The organism is Mesorhizobium sp. WSM4847, assembly GCF_055811335.1.
Genome location: NZ_JBVVPY010000003.1, coordinates 202,147 through 216,892, shown reverse-complemented (window position 1 = coordinate 216,892; position 14,746 = coordinate 202,147). Strand labels below are relative to the sequence as shown.

14 protein-coding genes are annotated in these 14,746 nt (G+C 64.5%); 7 read left to right on the top strand and 7 right to left on the bottom strand.

All coding sequences use genetic code 11. The features are described 5' to 3' along the window. Positions 1–4 precede the first annotated feature (4 nt). A complete protein-coding gene (locus AC0L28_RS05595) occupies positions 5–886 on the top strand; it encodes an ABC transporter substrate-binding protein (protein WP_473476086.1) in 882 nt (293 codons plus the stop codon). Next, positions 883–2,925 (top strand): Fe(3+)-hydroxamate ABC transporter permease FhuB, encoded by a 2,043-nt coding sequence (gene fhuB, locus AC0L28_RS05590; protein WP_473476084.1) that lies wholly within the window; start codon positions 883–885, stop codon positions 2,923–2,925. Before AC0L28_RS05595 ends, fhuB begins: the two co-directional genes overlap by 4 nt. Before the next feature lie 7 nt (positions 2,926–2,932). On the opposite strand, the gene AC0L28_RS05585 is transcribed toward fhuB, so the two are convergent. The 3 genes from AC0L28_RS05585 to AC0L28_RS05575 form a co-directional block, all read right to left on the bottom strand. Next, positions 2,933–3,877 (bottom strand): LLM class flavin-dependent oxidoreductase, encoded by a 945-nt coding sequence (locus AC0L28_RS05585; RefSeq protein ID WP_023800515.1) that lies wholly within the window; start codon positions 3,875–3,877, stop codon positions 2,933–2,935. Between the two features lie 131 nt (positions 3,878–4,008). After that, positions 4,009–4,164 (bottom strand): hypothetical protein, encoded by a 156-nt coding sequence (locus tag AC0L28_RS05580; RefSeq protein ID WP_023800516.1) that lies wholly within the window; start codon positions 4,162–4,164, stop codon positions 4,009–4,011. A gap of 199 nt (positions 4,165–4,363) precedes the next feature. Beyond that, entirely contained in the window at positions 4,364–4,756 is a 393-nt protein-coding gene (locus AC0L28_RS05575; RefSeq protein ID WP_023800517.1) for a hypothetical protein, read from the bottom strand. Positions 4,757–5,055: 299 nt separating this feature from the next. Here AC0L28_RS05575 and AC0L28_RS05570 point away from each other — a divergent pair, with 299 nt between their 5' ends. Continuing rightward, complete coding sequence (locus AC0L28_RS05570; protein ID WP_473476082.1) at positions 5,056–7,206, top strand: DUF294 nucleotidyltransferase-like domain-containing protein; 2,151 nt, start codon at positions 5,056–5,058, stop codon at positions 7,204–7,206. 6 nt (positions 7,207–7,212) lie between these two features. Here AC0L28_RS05570 and AC0L28_RS05565 read toward each other — a convergent pair whose 3' ends face one another. Beyond that, positions 7,213–7,845 (bottom strand): hypothetical protein, encoded by a 633-nt coding sequence (locus tag AC0L28_RS05565; protein ID WP_473476080.1) that lies wholly within the window; start codon positions 7,843–7,845, stop codon positions 7,213–7,215. Positions 7,846–8,146: 301 nt separating this feature from the next. Between AC0L28_RS05565 and AC0L28_RS05560 the strand changes: the two genes are divergently transcribed. The 4 genes from AC0L28_RS05560 (at position 8,147) to AC0L28_RS05545 (ending at position 11,146) form a co-directional block, all read left to right on the top strand. Beyond that, positions 8,147–8,401: a DUF4212 domain-containing protein gene (locus AC0L28_RS05560; RefSeq protein ID WP_473476078.1), complete on the top strand. Its 255-nt coding sequence runs from the start codon at positions 8,147–8,149 to the stop codon at positions 8,399–8,401. A 14-nt stretch (positions 8,402–8,415) separates the two neighbouring features. After that, positions 8,416–10,404 carry a sodium:solute symporter family protein gene (locus AC0L28_RS05555; RefSeq protein WP_473476076.1) on the top strand — a complete coding sequence of 663 codons (1,989 nt, stop codon included), beginning with the start codon at positions 8,416–8,418 and terminating at the stop codon, positions 10,402–10,404. 108 nt (positions 10,405–10,512) lie between these two features. Beyond that, the gene (locus tag AC0L28_RS05550) at positions 10,513–10,821 is read left to right on the top strand and encodes a YggT family protein (RefSeq protein ID WP_128173652.1); all 309 of its coding nucleotides are present in this window, start codon (positions 10,513–10,515) and stop codon (positions 10,819–10,821) included. 4 nt (positions 10,822–10,825) lie between these two features. Next, positions 10,826–11,146, top strand: a complete 321-nt coding sequence (locus AC0L28_RS05545; protein ID WP_091592307.1) for a hypothetical protein — start codon at positions 10,826–10,828, stop codon at positions 11,144–11,146. A gap of 20 nt (positions 11,147–11,166) precedes the next feature. On the opposite strand, the gene AC0L28_RS05540 is transcribed toward AC0L28_RS05545, so the two are convergent. From AC0L28_RS05540 to AC0L28_RS05530, 3 genes are read right to left on the bottom strand one after another with little or no spacing between them, the layout of a single operon-like run. Next, positions 11,167–12,111 carry an ABC transporter permease gene (locus AC0L28_RS05540; protein ID WP_473476074.1) on the bottom strand — a complete coding sequence of 315 codons (945 nt, stop codon included), beginning with the start codon at positions 12,109–12,111 and terminating at the stop codon, positions 11,167–11,169. Continuing rightward, positions 12,108–13,163: an ABC transporter permease gene (locus AC0L28_RS05535; RefSeq protein WP_473476073.1), complete on the bottom strand. Its 1,056-nt coding sequence runs from the start codon at positions 13,161–13,163 to the stop codon at positions 12,108–12,110. The genes AC0L28_RS05540 and AC0L28_RS05535 overlap by 4 nt, the downstream gene beginning before the upstream one ends. Continuing rightward, entirely contained in the window at positions 13,163–14,674 is a 1,512-nt protein-coding gene (locus tag AC0L28_RS05530) for an ABC transporter ATP-binding protein (protein WP_128245862.1), read from the bottom strand. Before AC0L28_RS05530 ends, AC0L28_RS05535 begins: the two co-directional genes overlap by 1 nt. Positions 14,675–14,746: the final 72 nt, after the last annotated feature.

Here is a 14,746-nt window from a genome sequence, read left to right as displayed (position 1 = left end):
GCGCGTGCAGGCCCGGACCCAATTGGCGCCACTGACGCGGCGCCGGTGCCTGGCCGGCCTGGCCGCGACGAGCCTAGGCCTGCGCGGCGACCCGGCGCATGCCGCTCCGCCGCCGCGCATCGCCTGCCTCGAATGGACCTCGGCCGAGATGGTCATCTCGCTCGGGATCGGCCCGGTGGCGGTCGCCGACACCAAAGGTTACCGCGACTGGGTCGCGGGACCGGCTCTTCCTGCCGGCTGCCTCGATCTCGGCTCGCGCGGCGAGCCCAATCTCGAACTGCTCCTGGAACTCAAGCCCGATCTTATCACCGGTGCCTATGGCTATGGGCTGGACGAAGCTCCGTTCAGGCGGATCGCGCCGCTGCATACGGTGCCCTTCTACGATGGCACCGAAGCGCCTTATCGCCAGGCCGAGAATGAGACTCTGAAACTTGGCTCAAAACTCGGCCGCGAGGCTGAGGCGCTGCGCCTTGTCCAGGAAACGGCGGCGGCAATCGCCCAGATCAGGGCACAGTTTTCAGGGCGGGCAGACCAGCCGCTCGCGGTGGTCAGCATGTTCGACGATCGTCACGTCCGTGTCTACGGCAAGGGCAGTCTGTTCCAGGACGTGCTCGCCAGGTTGAGCCTCACCAACGCCTGGACGGCGCCGACCGATAGCTGGGGCTTTTCCATGCTGGGCATCGAAGAGCTGGTTGCGATCGGCGAGGCCCGCGTGATTACCCTCGATCCGATCCCGCCGCATGTGAAGATCAGGATCGACCAGAGCAGCCTCTGGGCGAACCTTCCCTGTGTCAAGGCCGGCAACGTCAGGACAATCCCGCCGGTATGGCCGTTCGGCGGGCTGGCCGCCGCTGCCCGTTTTGCGACGTTTTTGGCCCGGGCATGACCATCATGCAGTCCACGGCCAGCCATCGTGCTCGTTTCAAGGCAGGGATGCTCGTCGCCCTCGTCGGCCTGCCGGCGGTGCTCGCCGCCTATCTCACCGCTGCCGGGCTTTTGCGCCTGTTGCCCGCCGAAATGTGGTGGCAGTCGCTCGTGGCGACCGACTTTTCCGATCCGCGGCAGCTGCTTTACCGGCATGCCTTCCTGCCGCGCCTGGCGATCAGCCTGCTGGCCGGCGCGGCGCTCGGCCTGACCGGCGCGCTGCTCCAGCAGCTGCTGCGCAATCCGCTCGCCGAGCCGACGACCATCGGCACCAATGCAGGCGCCACCGTCGCCCTGACGATCGCCACGCTCTACGCGCCGTGGCTGCTGGAGCAAGGTCGCGAATGGATGGCGCTCGCCGGCGGCGCCCTGTCGACGCTGGCGGTTTTGGCTCTGGCCCGGGGCCGGAGTTTCTCGCCGGTCGCGATCATCATTTCCGGCCTGGTGGTCAGCCTCACATGCAGTTCGGCGAGCGCCCTGCTGATGGCGGCCAACCGCGAATATTCCGAGGAACTCTTCATCTGGCAGAGCGGTTCGCTGATCCAGAACGGCGATGCCGTAGTGCTCGGGTTCGCGCCATGGCTGGCGATGGCCGGCTTTGCCGCCTTCCTTCTGCTCCGGCCGCTGCGGCTTCTCGACCTGAGCGACGAGGGAGCCGAAAGCCTCGGAACGAATCCCGCGATGACACGGCTGGCCGGGATGACCGTCGCCGTCGCTCTGAGCAGCATGGTGGTCGCAGCCGTCGGCGTCATCAGCTTCGTGGCGCTTGCGGCGCCGGCGCTGGTCAGGCTCGCCGGCGCACGGACCCTGCGCCAGCGCATGATCTGGGCGCCGCTTGCGGGCGCCATGCTGTTGTGGCTGACCGACCGGCTGGTGCAGGTCCTGCCGTTTACCTCCGAAATCCCGGCAGGCGTGGCGACTGCTTTCCTCGGTGCGCCGCTGCTGTTTCTTCTCCTGCCGAAATTGCGCACCAGCCCGGATCGGGACGGCACCATGCTGGCTTCCGTGCGCAGGCGCAGCGGGTGGCCCTGTCTGCTGCTCGGGCTCGTCGCGATGGCGCTTCTTCTCTGCGCCGCGCTTGTCATCGGGCGAGGCGCGACCGGCTGGCACGTGGCCTCGGCCGCCGAACTTGCCGACCTGCTGCCGCTCAGAGCGCCTCGCATCGTCGTCGCGGTTTGCGCTGGCATGATGCTTGGCGTGGTCGGCACGCTGATGCAGCGGATGACCGGCAATCCGATGGCGGCGCCCGAGGTGCTGGGTATCTCAGGCGGCGCCTCGCTAGGCATACTGCTGCTCTTCGTCGCGACTTCTGATGTCAACCGTCCGGCGATGATCGCGGCCGGTCTCGTCGGGGCGCTGGTCAGCCTGGCGATGGTTTCGCCGACCGCCCGCCGGCAGCCCCTCGCGCCTGATCGGTTGCTGCTTTCCGGGGTCGCCGTGGCGACGATGGCGTCGGCATTCTCGGCGGTGATGCTCGCCAGCGGCGATCCTCGGCTCGATACGCTGATCGGCTGGCTGTCCGGCTCCACCTACCGAGCCACCGCCGCCGATGCCTCAATCGCTGCCGTGACGGCGACTGCTCTGCTCGCCATCGTGCCCCTCACCAGCCGCTGGCTGGAAATCCTGCCGCTTGGAGAAGCCGCCTCGCGCGGGCTCGGGCTTGGCCTGTTTCGCGTGCGGGTCGTCCTCCTGGTGCTTATCTCGGTGCCGACGACAATAGCCACGCTGGTCATCGGGCCGCTGAGCTTCGTCGGATTGATGGCGCCGCACCTGGCCCGCATGCTCGGTCTTCAACGCGCGTTGCCGCAGCTTTTCGCTTCCGCGATGCTTGGCGGGATGATGCTTGTCTCGGCCGACTGGGCCGGCCGGATGCTGATTTTCCCGTGGCAGATTCCGGCGGGTTTGCTTGCTGCCCTGGTTGGCGGGCCTTACTTCATGGTGCTGATGTGGAAAGGCCGGCAATGGCCACGCGCTTCGGGTTGGCGACCACAAAGCGCATAGCACGCGCTCAGCCGGCGCGTGCTTCGCGGATCACGCGAGGCGCAAACGCGCCGGGCTGAGGGACATCGGCCTCGCGGCGCGTCAGCGAATTGCGCAGCAGCGCGATCACCTCGCGGCCCGCCGCCGCGATGCCGCCCGGCCTGTCGACACCGACGATCATGAACTCCTCGATTCCCAGGGCAGCATAAGGAAGCAGGGAAAGCGCGACTTGTGTCGGCGGCCCGACAAATTCGACCGCCTTCTGGCAGGAAGCGTTGCCCTCCGAACGGATCCGGACGGGGAGCGCGAAACGCAGCTTGCCGGCCCGACCGTGTTCGGCGGCGGCATTGCGAACCCGCTCCATCAGTTGCCGGATCTCGTCGAGCGAACCCGGCGTCAGCTCGAAGACATCGGCATGCCGCCCGGCGACCCTGAGCGCCGTTCCGGACCGTCCGCCCATGCGGATGCTCACCCCGGCGCTACGCGGCCCCTTGCGCGGCACATAGCCGCCGCTGACGCTGTAGAAGGCGCCTTCATGGTCGAACGGCCTGTCGTTCGACCACAACCGTTTCAGCAGCACCAGATATTCATCGATGCGCTGCCAGACAACCGTATGACCGACCGGGCGTGTTTCGGCATCGTCGTCGTTCAGCGGCTCGCTGAGCATCCTGAGCGACAGCCGACCGCCGCTTTTCGCGTCGAGGGCCGCCAATTGCCGTGCCGCCACCGTCGGGTCGATCACACCAGCCCAATGCGTGAGAACGATCTCGAGCGAAGAAGTGCGGTCCAGCGCCCGGGCGGCAATATCCATATTGGTCAGCAGCCCGGCCGGATCGTCGACGACGATTTTCTGGAAACCGATGTCCTCGATCAGCGACAGCTTTGTCGCGGTTTCCGCGAAATCGTAGAAAAACGGCGCGGTTGGGTCGGCCGGGTGAGTTTTACCGGGAACATGCGTGAACTCGAACGGCATTGCCATCTCCTCCATCACGTTGGGGTCAAGCGCGCGAAAGCGCACCGGGACTCGGTTCATTCAACTCCGATATCGCGAAACGGCAGACAGCTATCCCTTTAGTCAGGCCCGATGACTCGCGGGCTCCAAAGTCAGGGAACAAAACCCAGAACGACCGCCCCGGTGAACACGAACGCAAGGGCAAAGACGAGATAGGCAAAGGCGCCCGCATAGGCCGGCCGCCAAGTCTGCTCGGAACCGAGACTTTGGCCTTTGCGGGCAGTGTGGGTGTTCTGGAAATAGGACATATCGACCTCCGTCTCGGCAGTTAATCTATTAAATCAGTAGACTTTGTCGAGTGCTATTTTCCAGCGATCCTTAGAATGTTTTTCTCCAACCTGAGCACAATTTGGTTTGTTTGCTGCAGCGCGGCACTTTCCGAGGCCGATCGGCTCGATGGCAAAACGCCCGGTCGTGCGGGCGGGCAGGGATGGGCGGAGCGGCCGCCTAGTTGGCGGGCGGCCTGTAAGCTTCCAGGCCGAACAGCATCAGCACGAGCGACACAAGGAAGAACCCGACCGCGACGCCGAGCGCGATCCGGGCGTAGAGTCTATAAACGTCGCCCATGATGGTGCCGAACACCCGTCGTGCCGAGGCATCGGCTGGGCGCGATTTCTCATCGAGGTAGAGCCAGACTTCGGTGTGCTTGGGATTTTTGAAGGCTGCGGTCGTGGCTTTCCACATCAGCGCCAGAACCATGGTCAGCGTGAGGAACGCGCCGGAGCGAAATGCAGACACCGGGTTGAAGGAGAATCCGACCATGACACAGCCAATGGCAAGCGAGCCGAACATGACGGCGCGCCCGATGCACCCCACAGCAACCCGCCTGATCTCATCCATCGGCGCCCTCGGCAGCAAGCTCGCCGACAATGTGCGAGCGCTGCGACCGTATCAAATCACTTTAAGGCGAATGTGCCGCCAGGACGGGTATACCTCTGGGAATTCAGCATGGGCGTGCAGGCGCGCGACTCCCCAGCGCAACTTTGCGAACGCAACAGCCTGAAATACGGCCATCGACGCGGCCGGCCGGCGCCCTCTATGTTGCATGGCAAGCCGGATCGAACCTTTCCGCACCGACAGGCGCTGCCTCGGACAGGCATTGTCTGGGCAAGACATCCGGCAGAGGAAGGCTATCGGCTATGCCGAAGGAGACGGAATTGAAGCCGCCGAGCGGCGCGACACCGCTGATAGCAATTGCGGCTGCCGCCGTCGACACCGAAACAACCGGGCCCGACGCCACCAGGGCGCGCGTGGTCCAGATTGGCGCGATCGGCATCGCGCATGGCAAGGTCGTCCGGGAAACTCAGCTCGATCTCCTCATCGATCCCGGTGAAGCAATCCCGTCCGAGGCTTCGCTCGTCCATGGCATCACCGATACCGATGTTGACGGAGCCGGCAGCTTCCCGGATGCATGGGCACAATTCCAGGAGTTCGTCGGCGACCGCATCCTCGTCGGCCATTCGATCGGCTTCGACCTGGCGGTATTGGAACGCGAATGCCGACGCGCCCGATTGCCCTGGAAAAAGCCTCGGGCGCTGTGCGTCCGGCTTCTTGCAACCATAGCAAATCCCAATCTGGCAGACCATTCGCTGGAAACGATCGCCGGATGGCTTCGCCTGGAGATAACCGGCCGGCATTCGGCTCTGGGCGATGCGATTGCGGCCGGAGACATCTTTGCCGCGTTGATTCCGGAGTTGCGCAAACGCAACATCCGAACACTTGGAGAGGCCGAGGTTGCCTGCCTTGCCCTTTCGGACGCTCTCGAAGCCGGCCATCGCGCCGGCTGGGCCGAGCCGGTGTCGCGACCCCAGGCTCCGGCGTTTCAGCCGGTTGATCCCTATGCCTATCGCCATCGCGTCGGCAGCCTCATGAGCAGCCCGCCAGTCGTGGTGAAGTCGACCAAACCGACAAGGCAGGTCATCGACCTCATGGTCAAGCGCAAGATCAGCTCGGTCCTCGTGTCCGAGCGTGGAACGCCGGATCAAGCGATTGAGGCGTATGGCATCGTTACCGAGCGTGACCTGCTGCGCCGCATATCGTCCGACGCCGAGCGGGCTTTTGACATGCCGGTCGGAAAAATCGCGACGCGACCGCTGATAAGCATCCGCGCCGCCGCCTTCGCTTATCGGGCGATCGGCCGCATGGATCGGCTGAAGGTCCGCCACCTCGCCGTCCGCGACGAAGGCGGCATGCTGGTCGGCGTGCTTTCGGCGCGCGACCTGCTGAGGCTTCGCGCCGCCGCTGCCATCGATCTCGACGACACGATCGAACATGCCAGGGATGCCGCCGAACTGGCGGCCAGCTGGTCGATGCTGCCGGGCGTGGTACGATCGCTCATAGGCGAAGCAATCGACCCGCGCGTGGTGGCGGAAATCATCAGCGACGAACTTTGCTCGCTTACCCGCCGCGCCGCGGTGCTTGCCGAACAGCAGATGCAGATAGAAGGTCACGGCCCGCCGCCCTGCGCCTACGCCGTGCTTGTGCTCGGCTCGGGCGGCCGTGGCGAAAGCCTGATGGCCCCCGACCAGGACAACGCAATCGTCTTTGCAGATGGCGAGCCGGATGGGCCCGAAGATCGCTGGTTCAAGAATCTCGGCGCCAGGCTCGCCGACATGCTCGACATCTCAGGCGTGCCGTATTGCAAAGGCGGGGTAATGGCCTCGAATGCCGCATTCCGCGGTAGCCTCTCCACCTGGAAGCGGCGCGTCGAGGATTGGGTTCGCCGCCTGCGGCCTGAGGACCTGCTCAACGTCGATATCGTCTACGACCTGCGACCGGTGCATGGCGACACCGCACTGGCCGCGCAGTTCATCGAATATGCCTATGACCGTGCCCACGCCGAGCCGGTGTTCGCGAAGCTGCTCGGCGAGCAGATGACGACCGGCAGTCCCTTCACTGTCTTTGGCGGCTTTCAGCTTGAAAATGGCCGGCTGGACATCAAGAAGCATGGCCTTTTTCCAATCGTCGCGACCGCACGCACGCTTGCAATTCGCCAAGGCATCCGCGAGCGGAGCACCCGTGCCCGGCTCGAGCAACTGATCGCCCTGGATATTGGCGGCGAGCCCGACATGAAGGCGATGCTGGCCGGCCACGCCATGCTGGTCGGCTTGCTGCTCGCTCAGCAGACGCATGACATCTACGCCGGTATACCGGTATCCAACCGCGTCGAGATCAATGCGCTGGCGCGCGAGCAGCAGGCACAGCTCAAGAGCCTCATCAAGCGCCTTCAGTCGGCACCCGACCTGGTGCGGGACCTGCTGTTCGCATCGCCGGCGACGCTCGGACAGTAAACAAACTCAGCTGCGCGCGGCGCCAAGCAGTTGGTCGACGAGGGCGCTGCGGTCGGCCTGCACCAGGAAATCCTCATGCGCGCGCAGCAGATTCATTCTCAGGAAGTTGAAGATATAGTCGTAATCGTTGGTCAGCAGATTGGGGTGGATCGGTACCATCTCGAAAACCGTTCGCGCCAGCGGCTCGGGGATCTCGCGCACCGGCCGCGGCGGGCCGATCTGGGTGGCGGCGAGGCGCTGGCGGGTGAGCTCGGCGGCGTCCTCCCAGAAAGTGGGGGGCGAGCCCGCCGGAACGGCATATTTGGAGAAGCTTGCCAGGGCGACTTTTTCCAGCGCGGCCGGCAGGCCCCGCTGGCGCAAGCCGGCGGGTTCGCGCAGCGCACCCTCCACCATTTCCGCCATCATGGCGTAACACGCAGGGTAGGCGCGCCAGCGTGAATGGTTCAGCGCCGCCTGGAACTCCTTCTCGCTGAACAGCTTCTGCCAGTAGACTCCTGCCCTGACGCGGCAGAACTCGACGATGCTTTTCTGGGCCAGGAAGGCGGCGCGAGAATCCATGAAGTCAGCCAGTTCGCCGACGCTGACGATCGGCTGCGGCTTGCGCAGGAACTCGGGCAACAAATTGTTCAGCAGGCCCATGGCGCTCTCCTTCGGTCTTGTTTCCAACCGATATTGACCGTTTAGCCCTCGCGACGCCGCACGGCCAGCCCTCTTACCGATTCAAGTCCTCCCACCGATTCTCCAGTCCTCTCACCGATTCTAAAGTCGTATGAACAGGCGCGACAAGAAGTGATACTCATACAAAGTTACGGTCGGCTGATTCTATACCTGGCCGCGACCTATGCCGGAGGGCTTCCGCGTCAGCGGAAGAGGCAAGCTTTAAACGGCGCCTTGCGGTCGAGACGGTTCGCAAGCTGCCAATCAAGGGAGGGTTCAAGCTATGGCGACGCCAGACCGCGTAAGTTATTGGAACAAGACCAGGGGCCTCATGTTTACCATGCTGGGTCTGTGGGTATTCTTCGGTTACGTCATCCACATGTTCGTGGAGCAGCTCAACACCATCGTCATATTTGGCTTTCCGCTCGGCTTCTACATGGCCGCTCAGGGTTCGCTCATCGCCTTCGTCGTCATGCTGTTCTGGTTCGCACGGCGCCAGAACGCAATCGACGAAGAGCATGGCGTCCATGAAGAATGATCGGGGGAACTTCAATGGCTAACACGACAGCGACTACGGCAGGCGGACGCGACTTCACCTCCAATCTCGGCCGCATCTACGGCATCTACACCGGCGGCTTCATAGCTTTCATCATCCTGATGGCGATCATCAGCGCGATGGGCGTCCCCAACAGAATCATCGGCTATCTGTTCGTGGCGTTCACGATCACAATCTATGCCGTGATCGGCATTCTCAGCCGCACCATGCAGGTCGGCGAGTACTACGTGGCGGGGCGCAGGGTCCCGGCGATCTACAATGGCATGGCGACCGGCGCTGACTGGATGTCAGGCGCATCCTTCGTCGGCATGGCCGGCACGCTCTATCTGCTCGGCTATGACGGCCTCGCCTTCGTGCTGGGCTGGACCGGTGGCTACGTGCTCGTGGCCATCCTTGTTGCGCCCTATCTGCGCAAATTCGGCGCCTATACTGTTCCAGACTTCCTGTCGGCGCGCTATGGCGGCAATCTGGCACGCTTTATCGGCGTGGTCGTGCTGTTCTCCTGCTCTTTCACTTATGTGGTGGCGCAGATCTACGCGACCGGCATCATCTCGGCACGATTCCTCGGCCTCGACTTCAACGTAGCAGTCTATGTCGGCCTCGCCGGCATCCTGGTCTGCTCGATGCTGGGCGGCATGCGCGCCGTCACCTGGACGCAGGTCGCACAGTACATCGTGCTCATCATCGCCTACCTGATCCCAGCCATCTGGATGTCCACCGTGAAAACCGGCGTGCCGATCCCGCAATTGATGCAGGGACAGGCACTCGCAAGCATCACCGCGCTTGAAACGGCGCAGGGCATCGCGGTGCATCACATCACGCCGTTCGTGCATGGCGGCTACAACGCGCTCAACTACTTCCTGCTTATTTTCTGCCTGATGGTCGGAACGGCATCCCTGCCGCACATCCTGATGCGATACTTCACCACCCCGTCGGTGCGTGAAGCGCGGGTCTCGGTCGCCTGGTCGCTGCTGTTCATCTTCATCCTCTATTTCACCGCGCCCGCCTATGCGGCGTTCGCCAAGTTGACGATGCTCGACCTGGTGGCGTCGGGCCTGACGCCCGAGAACATCGGTGAGAAAGCCGGATGGATGATGCGCTGGGCGGCAGCGGACGGCACGCTCGTACAGATCTGCGGCAAGGCTGCCACTGACGCGGCAGCAATTGCAGCGGCCTGCGCCGAAAAGGGCGTGACAGCGCTTTCGTTTGCCGACATCAACCTCAACGCCGACATGATCGTGCTGGCCACGCCGGAAATGGCCGGCATGCCCTACGTCATCTCGGGCCTCGTCGCCGCCGGCGGACTTGCCGCCGCGCTGTCGACTGCGGATGGCCTGCTGCTGGCCATCGCCAACGCGCTCAGCCACGACATTTACTACAAGATGATCGACCAGAATGCTCCGACCGCCCGCCGTCTGGTGGTGTCGCGTATTTTGCTCGTGCTCGTGGCCATCGCCGCCGCCTACGTGGCGTCGACCAAGCCGGGCGACATCCTCGCCATGGTGTCTTGGGCATTCTCGCTTGCCGCCGCGGGTCTGTTCCCTGCGCTGGTGCTCGGCGTTTGGTGGAAGCGCACAAACTCTGCCGGCGCTGTCGCAGGCATGATCGCCGGTTTTGGCATCTGCCTCTATTATTTGCTCGGCACCCGCTACGGCGCAGTAGGATTTTACGAGACGTGGAGTGGCCTGTCCGCGGCACCGGCTGACGCCGTTGCAAAATATGCGGAGCTGAAGGCGGCTTGGGCTTCTGCTGCTCCGGACGCTCAGGCCGCTGCATGGGCGGCACTCGACAAGCATGCCCAGACCATCGCCAACTGGTGGGGCGTCAAGAACCTGTCGGCAGCCGCGTTCGGCCTGCCTGTCGGCTTCCTGGTCATGATCGTTGTCTCCAGGCTGACCAGGGAACCATCTTTGGCAATGCAGGAGTTCATCGAGGAACTGCGTGTGCCGCGTGGCAAGCAGATGATGGAAGAAAAGACTGCCTGATCGCGCATAGCGATCGGCGCTCAAGGCGGGGTCCGGTGACGGACCCCGCTTTCATTTTGGAGGCGTCGCTGGCATAACGCGGCGCCGCCGCTGCTTGGAAACTCCCCCATGAACGATTTCTGGTCCTATTGGTATTTCCACATCCCGAATTTCATCCTTGCCGCGGTGATGTACACTCTGATGGGGCGTCTCCTGCTCGGCCTCTTCGTGCCCGAAAGCTGGGACAACTACATCTGGCGCTTCTTCAAGAGTGTCACGGACCCGTTCCTGCGGGCCGTGCGGAGCATTACCCCGTCGATCCTGACCCAGCCGGTGGTGATCGTCTTCAGCGTGCTCTGGCTTATGGCCTTGCGCGTGTTCTACCTCGTCTTTCTGATCAATTTCGGCATTGCGCCGATGGCTTCGCAGGGGGGTTGAGGCAATGGACAGAAACGGTCTTGTCCCGGTCATGGCGGTCGCCATCGTCAACGGCATCTTTTCGCCGTGGGTGCTGATGGTGTTCCTGTTCTATCCGATCTGGTATCCGGGCTGGGCGCCTCCCCTGAGCCAGATCGTCTACATGGCAAGTGCGCTGATCCTGTCGACGATGACCATCATGCTCGCCGGCGTGCCGGCCGCTCTCTATGAGCGCTGGTCGGCGCGCCCCAGGAGCATCGTCGTCGCGTCGATCTGGCTTGCCGGCACGGTTTTGCTGACGCTGCCGGCGCTGCCGAATGTGATGCGGGCGCTAAGCGGTGGCTGAGAATTCCCTTCCCCGCCCTGTCAGCGTTCTTCGCGGCGGAACGGCTTGAGGAGCGCCGAAGGCGCGACGGCGTTGCGTGACATCACCGCCATGGCGACGATGGTGAAGATGAAGGGCAGCATCAGGAACGCCTCATAGGGGATATGGCCGAGCCCGCTCGCCTGCATGCGCAGTTGCAGGGCATCGACGAAGGCGAACAGCAGGGCGGCCCCTGCCGAACGCCAGGGATCCCAGCGGCCGAAGACGACGAGCGCGATCGCCACCCAGCCACGCCCGGAGACGAGGCCGAAGGTGAAGGCGTTGAACTGCACCATCGACAGGAAAGCCCCGGCCAGCCCCATCAGGGCACCGCCAAGGATCACCGCCTGGAAGCGAGTGGCGATGACGCCGACGCCGGCCGAATCGGCGGCGCGCGGATTTTCGCCGACCATGCGCACCGACAGGCCCCACGGAGTCCGATAGAGCACGAAGGCGGCAAGGGGAACGGCTGCCATCGCCATGTAGACCAGCGAAAACTGGTTGAACACGGCTGGTCCGAGCACCGGGATGTCGGAGAGAACAGGGATCGGCAGCGTTTCGAAACTCTTGATGCTGGGCGGCACCGATTGCTGGCCGAAGATCAGCCGGTAAAGGAAATAGGCGAGGCCCGACGAGAACAGCGTCACGCCGATGCCGCAGACATGCTGGCTGAGGCCGAGAGCCACCGTGAACAGCGTATGCACGGCACCCATCAGCGCACCGGTCAGCACCGCCGCAAGCACGCCGAGCCACAGGCTGCCGCTGAGGCTGGTCGCGGTGAAGCCGGTCATCGCCGACAACAGCATGATGCCTTCGATGCCGAGATTGAGCACGCCGGCCCGCTCCGAGAACATCTCGCCCAGCGTCGCGAAAGCCAAAGGCGTGGCGATGCGGATGATCGCGGCGAGGAAGCCGACTTGAAAAATCTGTTCGAGCACGACGCTCATCGTGCGGCGCCGACGCGGCGGATGCGATAGGCCGTGAACAGCAGCGCCACCAGCATGGCGAGCAGCGCGGTGCCCTGGATAACGTCGCTGAGGAAGGCCGGAACGCCGGTGGCCCGCGACATCGCCTCGGCGCCGGTCATCACGGCGGCGAGGAACAGCGCCGCCGGCATCACGCCAAGTGGATTGAGCCTCGCCAGCATGGCGACGACGATGCCGGAATAGCCATAGCCCGGCGAGATGTCGCTCATCACTTGGAAATGCACGCCGCCGACCTCGCTGACGCCGGCAAGCCCGGCGAGCGCCCCGGACAGCAGCGCCGTCGAGATCAGCACCCGTTCGACATGGACGCCGCCATAGCGCGCGGCCTCGGGATTTTCGCCGATGACCCTGATCCTGAAGCCGAGCGTCGTGCGCATGATCAGGAACCAGATGACCGGCGCGGCCACGAAAGCCGCCACGACGCCGAGGTGCAGCCGCGTGCCTTCGAGCAGCACCGGGAAATTGGCTGAATCCTCGATCGGCGGCGAGATCGGGTAGCCGCTGAAACTGTCTTTCCACGGGCCTTCGATCAGCGCCATCAACGCGTAGAAGATGACCGAGTTGAGCAGCAGTGAACTAACGACATCATCGACTTTGAATTTCACCCGCAGCGTTGCCGGGATCAGGGCGACCCCAGCACCGGCGGCGGCGCCGGCGAGCGCCATCATCAGCATGGCAAGCGGCCCCGGCATCGGAATGGCGCCGACGGCACAGCTCGCCACCGCACCGGCAAGCAACTGCCCCTCGGCGCCGATATTCCAGAATTTGGCGCGGAAGGCGACCGCCACGGCAAGCCCGGTGAAGATCATCGGTGTTGCGCGCACGAGCGTTTCGGTGATCGCGTAGCTGTCGCCCAGCGACGCCGAGAACATCACGCCATAGGCCTCGATCACCCCGGCACCGGCCAGCGCAATGAGGCCGCTGCACAGCACCAATGTCGCGCCGATGGCCAGCAACGGCAGAGCCAGGTTGAACCAGGCGGGCGTTGAGGTGCGGGCTTCGAGGCGGAACATCAACTATGGCCCTCCGCTCCGGTCATCATCAGTCCGAGCCGCGCGATCGTGGCGTCGGCGCTGTCCAACGTGCCGGCAATGCGCCCCTCATACATCACCGCGATGCGGTCGCAGAGCATCAGCAGCTCTTCGAGGTCTTCGCCGATGACGACGATGCCGCAGCCCCTGGCACGCATGTCGAGGAACTTTTCGTGGATGAATCGGGCCGCACCAATGTCGAGGCCGCGCGTCGGCTGCGACACGATCAGCACCTTGGGGTCGAAGGCGAGCTCACGCGCCAGCAGCGCCTTTTGCAGATTGCCGCCGGACAGCGCTCCGGCCCGCGTCATCGGCCCGGGGCAGCGTATGTCATAGGCCTTGATCTGTTCTTCGGCGAAGGCGCGGATCGCATCGGGCCTGAGGAGACCGTTGCGGCTGAACGCCCCGGTGCCGATGCGCGGCAGCACCATCGAATCGGCAAGCGGCAGGTTGGTGACCAGTCCCGTCGTCATCCGGTCTTCCGGGATGCGCCCGAGACCGAGCGCCTGCACCTCGCGCGGCGAGAACCGCGAGACAGCTTTGCCGGCTATCGTCATCCGGCCGGCATCGGGCGCGCGAACGCCGGAGATCACCTCGGCAAGCGCCCGCTGGCCGTTGCCCGAGACACCGGCAATGCCGAGGATCTCGCCGGCGCGCACCAAAAGCGAGACATCGCGCAGCGCCATGCCGGAATGGCGCGACGTCGAGATGCCGTCCAGGGTCAGCACCGCGGCACCCGGTGTCGACGGTCCCCTGGCCGGCGGAACGATCTCGTGGCCGCACATCAGCCGCGCCATCTCCGAGGATGTCGTGCTGGCAGGTGCGTCGACGCGCCCGGTCACGCGGCCATGCCGCAGCACGACGCAGCGATGGGTCAACGCCCTGACCTCGTTGAGCTTGTGCGAGATGAAGATGATGCCGAGACCCTGGGCAGCCATCGACCGCAGCGCCGAAAACAGCCCGTCGACCTCTGTCGGCGCCAGCACCGCCGTCGGCTCGTCGAGGATCAGCAGCCTTGCACCGCGAAACAGCGCCTTGACGATTTCGAGCCGCTGCTGCTCGCCGATCGACAGCGCCGAGACGGGAAGGTCCGGATCGAGCGTGAGGCCATGCTGGCGGCCGATCTCCGCCAGTCGCGCCAGCCCGCCGGCGCGGTCGATCCGGCCCGATTTGCCGGGAATGCCTATCAGCAGGTTTTCCAGCACCGAAAGCCGCGGCGCCAGATGAAAATGCTGGTGCACCATGCCGATGCCGGCGGCGAGCGCATCGGCCGAGTTGTTGATCGTCACCGGCCGGCCCTGAACCAGGATCTCGCCGGCGTCGGGGGCATAGGCGCCGAACAGCACGTTCATCAGCGTCGTCTTGCCGGCGCCGTTTTCACCCAGCAGCCCGAGAATTTCGCCGGGTGCGACGCTAAGATCGACGGCCTCGTTCGCCATGACGGCGCCGAAGCTCTTGGAGATGCCGCGCATTTCGATGAGAGGGGCGGGCAAAGGCGAGGGTGCTCCTGGTGGGAGATGGCGCTGATATCCCTCCCCCTCGAGGGGAGGGTGGCCCGAAGGGCC

What these genes read in the sequence shown, in the direction of transcription:
- AC0L28_RS05555 (WP_473476076.1), top strand. Translation starts at nt 8,416, where the DNA reads ATGGCTAACACGACAGCGACTACGGCAGGCGGACGCGACTTCACCTCC.
- AC0L28_RS05535 (WP_473476073.1), bottom strand. Translation starts at nt 13,163, where the DNA reads ATGTTCCGCCTCGAAGCCCGCACCTCAACGCCCGCCTGGTTCAACCTG.
- AC0L28_RS05545 (WP_091592307.1), top strand. Translation starts at nt 10,826, where the DNA reads ATGGACAGAAACGGTCTTGTCCCGGTCATGGCGGTCGCCATCGTCAAC.
- AC0L28_RS05585 (WP_023800515.1), bottom strand. Translation starts at nt 3,877, where the DNA reads ATGCCGTTCGAGTTCACGCATGTTCCCGGTAAAACTCACCCGGCCGAC.
- AC0L28_RS05550 (WP_128173652.1), top strand. Translation starts at nt 10,513, where the DNA reads ATGAACGATTTCTGGTCCTATTGGTATTTCCACATCCCGAATTTCATC.
- AC0L28_RS05575 (WP_023800517.1), bottom strand. Translation starts at nt 4,756, where the DNA reads ATGGATGAGATCAGGCGGGTTGCTGTGGGGTGCATCGGGCGCGCCGTC.
- fhuB (WP_473476084.1), top strand. Translation starts at nt 883, where the DNA reads ATGACCATCATGCAGTCCACGGCCAGCCATCGTGCTCGTTTCAAGGCA.
- AC0L28_RS05580 (WP_023800516.1), bottom strand. Translation starts at nt 4,164, where the DNA reads ATGTCCTATTTCCAGAACACCCACACTGCCCGCAAAGGCCAAAGTCTC.
- AC0L28_RS05565 (WP_473476080.1), bottom strand. Translation starts at nt 7,845, where the DNA reads ATGGGCCTGCTGAACAATTTGTTGCCCGAGTTCCTGCGCAAGCCGCAG.
- AC0L28_RS05570 (WP_473476082.1), top strand. Translation starts at nt 5,056, where the DNA reads ATGCCGAAGGAGACGGAATTGAAGCCGCCGAGCGGCGCGACACCGCTG.
- AC0L28_RS05540 (WP_473476074.1), bottom strand. Translation starts at nt 12,111, where the DNA reads ATGAGCGTCGTGCTCGAACAGATTTTTCAAGTCGGCTTCCTCGCCGCG.
- AC0L28_RS05560 (WP_473476078.1), top strand. Translation starts at nt 8,147, where the DNA reads ATGGCGACGCCAGACCGCGTAAGTTATTGGAACAAGACCAGGGGCCTC.